Origin of the sequence: Mesorhizobium captivum (genome assembly GCF_033977165.1) — a bacterium.
GTDB lineage: Bacteria > Pseudomonadota > Alphaproteobacteria > Rhizobiales > Rhizobiaceae > Mesorhizobium > Mesorhizobium captivum.
In genome coordinates, this window is the sequence record NZ_JAVIJB010000084.1 from 1 (window position 1) to 5826 (window position 5826).

The 5826-nt window shown below is 59.9% G+C and carries 4 protein-coding genes and 3 pseudogenes; 6 read left to right on the forward strand and 1 reads right to left on the reverse strand.

Features of this window, described 5'->3' with window-relative positions:
- From RFM40_RS33075 to RFM40_RS33085, 3 genes and pseudogenes are all read left to right on the forward strand, one after another.
- Positions 1–143 (forward strand): annotated as a pseudogene (locus RFM40_RS33075) (LysR family transcriptional regulator); the annotation flags it as partial.
- Between the two features lie 196 nt (positions 144–339).
- Complete coding sequence (locus RFM40_RS33080; protein ID WP_320279009.1) at positions 340–1773, forward strand: NAD-dependent succinate-semialdehyde dehydrogenase; 1434 nt, start codon at positions 340–342, stop codon at positions 1771–1773.
- Between the two features lie 6 nt (positions 1774–1779).
- Positions 1780–3324 (forward strand): fumarate hydratase, encoded by a 1545-nt coding sequence (locus RFM40_RS33085; RefSeq protein WP_320279010.1) that lies wholly within the window; start codon positions 1780–1782, stop codon positions 3322–3324.
- Between the two features lie 293 nt (positions 3325–3617).
- On the opposite strand, the pseudogene RFM40_RS33090 reads toward RFM40_RS33085, so the two are convergent.
- Positions 3618–3745 (reverse strand): annotated as a pseudogene (locus RFM40_RS33090) (IS5/IS1182 family transposase); the annotation flags it as partial.
- 86 nt (positions 3746–3831) lie between these two features.
- Here RFM40_RS33090 and RFM40_RS33095 point away from each other — a divergent pair.
- The 3 genes and pseudogenes from RFM40_RS33095 to RFM40_RS33105 form a co-directional block, all read left to right on the forward strand.
- A complete protein-coding gene (locus tag RFM40_RS33095; RefSeq protein WP_320279012.1) occupies positions 3832–4317 on the forward strand; it encodes a transposase in 486 nt (161 codons plus the stop codon).
- Positions 4314–4667, forward strand: a complete 354-nt coding sequence (tnpB, locus tag RFM40_RS33100) for an IS66 family insertion sequence element accessory protein TnpB (RefSeq protein WP_320279011.1) — start codon at positions 4314–4316, stop codon at positions 4665–4667. Before RFM40_RS33095 ends, tnpB begins: the two co-directional genes overlap by 4 nt.
- 34 nt (positions 4668–4701) lie before the next feature.
- A pseudogene (locus tag RFM40_RS33105) lies at positions 4702–5663 on the forward strand (IS66 family transposase); the annotation flags it as partial.
- Positions 5664–5826: the final 163 nt, after the last annotated feature.

Consider the following 5826-nt stretch of genomic DNA (forward strand, 5'->3'; position numbering starts at 1 on the left):
TTACCCGTTCCGTTGTGCTTGCCGTCAACCCCAAAGATGAGCGCTCTCCGGCCGTCGCTGCGGTCCGCAAGCTGATTCCCCGGGTCGCGCAGACCTTGATCGAGCGTAAGCACTGGTCAGCCACGGTTCCCGACCGAGTTTAGGAACTCCCCAGTTCTTTCGGTCTTATCGCTGTTCGCAACAGCGTGAGCGGTATCGTTCTGGATTCGAGATGATCTTGGGCGACATTCAATATTTGACCCGCCGCGACCATCGCGGTGAAACTGGCTCAAGCGAGTTCAGCGGTTTCGGTATCGAACGGCGCTCGTATGGCAAAAATTCACACAAGTGGAGCACGCGATGTCCGACGCCAGAAGCTACGAGCTCTTCATCAACGGCAAATGGCGGGCCGGTGAGAGCAGGGCCACATTGCCGGTGATCAATCCGGCTACGGAGAAGGTATTTGCGTCAGTGGCCTCGGCGACGGTGTCGGATCTGGATGAGGCCCTCGCTTCGGCAGAGCGCAGCCGCAAGGCTTGGTCTTCGCGACCTGCCAGAGATCGTGGCGAGATCCTCGTAGAAACCGCCAGGATTTTGGCAGAGAAGGCTGGAGCCGCAGCCAGGGACCTGTCGGCCGAACAGGGTAAGACGATTGCCGAAGCGACAGGTGAGTACGCGCGCGCTGTCGAAACTCTGGAGTGGAACGGCACCCACGTCGAAGAGCTGTCGGCCCCGATTCCGTTGGGCCCGAACAAGATGATCGTTCCGGAACCGCTCGGTGTCATTGCTGCGTTTACGCCTTGGAACTATCCCGCCGTTCTCATCACCCGCAAGCTCGCCCCTGCGTTGGCAGCAGGCTGCCCGGTGATTCTTAAAGGGGCGGAAGAGACGCCAAGCGCCGCCGTCCATATCGTCGAGGCCTTGCGCCAAGCGGGTATCCCGGATGGCGTTGTCAATCTCGTCTTCGGTGTACCGGTCCATATTTCGCGGCACCTCCTGAGTTCCCCAATCGTGAAGGTCTTGACTTTCACGGGCTCCACAGCGGTTGGAAAACAACTGGCCACGCTCGCCGCGAATAATTTGCAGCGCTGCGTCCTTGAACTCGGTGGACACTCCCCCGTCGTTGTGTGCGAGGATGCGGATCTCGCACAGGCGGTCCCCGCGATATCGGAATACAAGTTCGAGTGCGCGGGCCAGAGCTGCAACGCCCCGAGCAGGATTCTCGTCGCGCGGACTCTCTATGAGGAATTCCTATCCCGAATGAGGGAAGTCGCCCGAAGGATCAAGATCGGTCCACCGGACGACCCTGCGACCAAGATGGGACCTATGGCGAACGCGCGCCGAATTGAGGCCATGCAGCGTCTGATCCAGGATGCGGTCGATCGCGGCGCCCGCATCGAAATCGGTGGCGCCCGCCTCGACCAGCCCGGTTTTTACTGGCCGCCAACCATCCTGACAGGGGTGCCAAAGGATGCGAAAGTGCTTCATGATGAGCCCTTCGGACCGATCCTCACCGTGGCGCCGTTCGACACGATCGAGGAGGCGATCGAAGAAGCCAACGCCACTGAGTATGGTCTGGCTGCCTACTTCTTCACCGGGGCTGCCACCGCGAAACGGGCGCTGATCGCTGGTCTTTCGGCGGGCGCTGTCAGTGTGAATTACCTGAAAGGGGTTTCGGCAGATGCGCCGTACGGAGGCATCAAACAGAGCGGCTATGGATACGAAGGGGGCGAGCAGGGGGTGCGGAGCTTCCAGAACCTGAAAATGGTTAACGGCCTCGATTCATTTGGGTGAGATCCGGTGGGAAATAGATCGCGGACTATCGCCGGCAAGGACATCACAAGGAGCGTGGCCGACGCCCTTCAGTTTATCTCGTACTACCATCCTCCAGATTATATCCGGTCTCTTTCGCAGGCATACGTGCGCGAACGGAGTCCGTCGGCAAAGAACGCCATCGGCCAGATTCTGCTGAACTCTCGTATGGCCGCATTTGGGCGCCGGCCGATCTGCCAGGACACTGGTCTCGTGGTGGTTTTCGCCAAGGTCGGGATGGGAGTTAGGATCAAGTCCGAGGCCAGTTTCTCAGACCTTGTAAATGAAGGCGTCCGTCGGGCATATCTCGACCCGGACAATCCGCTTCGACCATCGATCGTGTCTGATGTCCTTGGCCAACGGTTGAACACCCGAGACAACACGCCAGCAGTCGTCCACGTCGAGCTTGTGCAAGGCAACCAGATCGAGATCACCGTTGCTGCGAAAGGCGGCGGGTCAGAAAACAAGGCGCGTTTCACTACACTCAACCCCAGCGCGTCTGTCGCTGACTGGGTGGTCGACACCGTTTCGACGCTTGGCAGCGGATGGTGCCCACCCGGGCTGATCTCCGTTGGCATCGGTGGTAGTGCCGAAAAGGCGATGCTGCTCGCCAAGGAGGCCATGAACGAACCCATCGACATGTCGGATCTTGTCGCGAGGGGGCCATCGAACGCGGAAGAGGCGCTACGCCTTCAGCTTTATGAACGCATTAACGCTCTTGGGATCGGTGCCCAAGGCCTCGGAGGTCTGACAACCGTCGTTGATGTCAAGGTTGCCACCCATCCAACCCATGCGGCGTCTAAGCCCGTGGCACTCATCCCGCAATGCGCTGCCAATAGGCACTTGACATTCACATTGGACGGTAAAGGACCAGTAGAGCTCCAGCCGCCCGACCTTTCCGAATGGCCCCAGATCGGTCTTGAGGATTTGCACGCTGCAGCCCTCCGGAGGGTCAACCTTGATGCGCTCACAAAGCAAGAGACAGCGTCGTGGCGCTGCGGGGAGACCCTTCTTGTATCCGGGAAGATGCTGACGGGCCGTGACGCTGCCCATAAGCGATTGGTCGACCTGATCGATGCCGGCGAGCCGCTTCCGGTCGATCTTCGCGGCCGCGTGATCTACTACGTCGGACCCGTCCGCCCCGTGAGGGGTGAAGTCGTCGGGCCGGCTGGCCCAACAACCTCCAGCCGCATGGATGGGTTTACGGAAAGATTGCTCACGCACACCGGGCTTTTCGCGATAGTCGGCAAGGCGGAGAGGGGGCCAACCGCCATTGAATCGATCGTCAGACACAAGGCGCCCTATCTGATCGCAGTGGGCGGCGCTGCATATCTGATATCAAAGTCGATCAAAGCGGCGCGCCTCGTCGCCTTTGAAGACCTCGGGATGGAAGCAATTTTTGAATTCGAGGTCCAGGACATGCCTGTGATCATGGCTGTCGATATCGAAGGGAACTCAGTTCACAGTTCCGGGCCGATTGAGTGGCGTAAGCGCATGGCTGCCGATAGCATCGCACGCAACATCGGCGTTTGATTATTTCCGACAAGCGATCCGCACGGGCTCGCTTATCAGACGAAGGAGCAAAAGGGGGCTGTGCGTCCTAAGGCGAGCCGTGATCCGAGCGCATGCCCGCAGCCTGCACGCGCCCTGTGAGCAGTCACCTCGGACCAAGATGCAATTGGACAGATCGATTTACCGCGGCTTTGAACGGCAAGGCGCACAAACGGGCGCGGCTGGCCCCATCTGACTCTACGACAAGGTTTTCGCCCCTTGCCTAGGTGAATGGCCGATTGACTTCGGCGTTGCGTCAGCGGTCTTCGCCGTCCTGCGGGCGCAGTTCGCCCCTGGTGCCATACGAAGCGGGTGAGATTGTAGGCAGGTTGGCCATGCCGGTCTTGATCCTGGCCCGCGCGATGCCGATCGTGCGCACGAACAGGCCCATCCTTGATTTCTTCGTACGCATACCTGAAGGCCGCCTACTGACGCGTACCTTGTGGCGGTAGTGTCCGCTTAGATTAAGGGGGCACTTGGCAATGAAGTATCTGGCCATGGAGCCGCCGTCGAGGGTGGGAAGCGAGCACGCCCGCGGCTCTTGCGCTACCGACGGATGCGGGCCGACGGCGAACGCGCCGCTCATGGACGGCCGAGCAGAAGCTGGCGATCGTGGGTGAGGTGCAGGAGTCCGGTGATCCGATGGCGGTTGTCGCGCGGCGTCACGACATGAACGCGAACAACTTGCACATCTGGATGAAGCAAGCCAAGGAACGGAGATTGGCTGGCCGATCCGAGACCCCACCAATCGCCTTAATTGACATGGGTGTGGTCGGTCACAGCGTGCACGATGTGGAGGCGGAAGAGCCGGCTCCTGCGCGACCGCACTCCGAAGTGCCGGCTACCAGCCAAGCGGTGTCTTGCAGTGGCCGGATAGAAATCGTCGGTGCAAACGGCCGGCGTGTGATTGTTGACCGCACTGTCGACGTAAGTGTCCTGATGCGGATCTTGCAGGGCCTGGAAATGCTGCGATGATCCCGACAGAAGGCGTGCGTGTGTGGTTGGCGACAGGCTACACCGATATGAGATGTGGCTTTCCATCGCTGGCACTATGGGTGCAGGAGGTCCTCAAACATAATCCCCTTGGGGGCAACCTGTTTTGCTTCAGGGGGAAACGCGGAAATTTATTGAAGGTCATCTGGCATGATGGCCAAGGAGCATGCCTGTTCACAAAAAGGCTCGAGCGCGGGCGATTCATCTGGCCGACAGTTGATGGCGGAGTAGTGACAGTATCTCCTGCACAGCTGAGTTACATCCTGTCTGGGATAGACTGGCGAAATCCTGGGAAACATGGCGCCAAAGTCGGGTTTGGTAGCATTTTATAATTGAAAATACAATGAAATGTGATTCAATCGACGCATGACTTCGAAGCCGGTTGATCTTCCCTCGGATCTTGCCAGCGCCTATGTGGCGCTGCTGGCCGAGCGTGAGGCGCTGCAGGCTGAACGCGATGTGGCTGTCGCGGATGCTGCCAACTGGCAGGCTGAAGCCGCCAACGCGCAGGCCATGCTGTCCGACAACGAGCGCTGATTGCGCATCTCGAGCTGCGCATTGAGAGGCTGAAACGCGAACTGTACGGGCAGCACTCCGAGCGCACGGCACGGCTGATCGAGCAGTTGGAATTGAACTCGAAGAACTCGCGACGTTGGCGAGCGAGGATGAGCTTGCCGCAGCCGCCGCGGCGGCGAAGACCCAGAGCGTGCGTTCCTTCACACGCAAGCGGCCCGTGCGTAAACCTTGCCCAGAGAATATCGAGCGCGAGCGCGTCGTCATCGATGCTCCGACGCCTGCGCCTGCTGCGGCGGATCCCGGCTGTCCAAGTTGGGTGAGGACGTGACCGGAACGCTGGAGGAGATCCCGCGTCGCTCAAGGTCATCGAAACGGTCCGGGAGAAATTTACGTGCCGGGACTGCGAGGCGATCACCCAGCCGCCGGCGCCATTCCATGTCACGCCGCGCGGCTTCATCGGCCCACAGCTGCTGGCGACCATCCTCTTCGACAAGTTCGGCATGTACATCCCGCTCAACCGGCAGAGCATGCGCTTCAGGTGCGAGGGCATCGACATGCCGATCTCGACACTGGCCGATCAGGTTGGTTATGGAACCTTTGCCCTCATGCCGATCTTCAAGCTCATCGAGGCTCATGTGTTCGCGGCCGAGCGCCTTCCTGGTGACGACACGACGATCCGCGTCCTGGCAAAGAGCAAATGCACAAGAGGCCGTATCTGGACGTATGCGCGCCACGATCAGCCATTCGGCGGTGCCGCGCCGCTGGCGGCGGTCTATTACGCCTCGAGCGACCGACGCGGTGAGCATCCACAATGCGTGTTTCGGTAAATCCCGGACACCCTTTTCGCTAAATCCCGGACAGTGATGGAGTGCACCCCCAGGCTGAGACAAGGAAAATCGCGGACATCATCCCACGTTAAGCTATGCCGCCTTTTCCATCTGTCGTCCACCTGAATGCTTCTGTTCGTATTCCTCC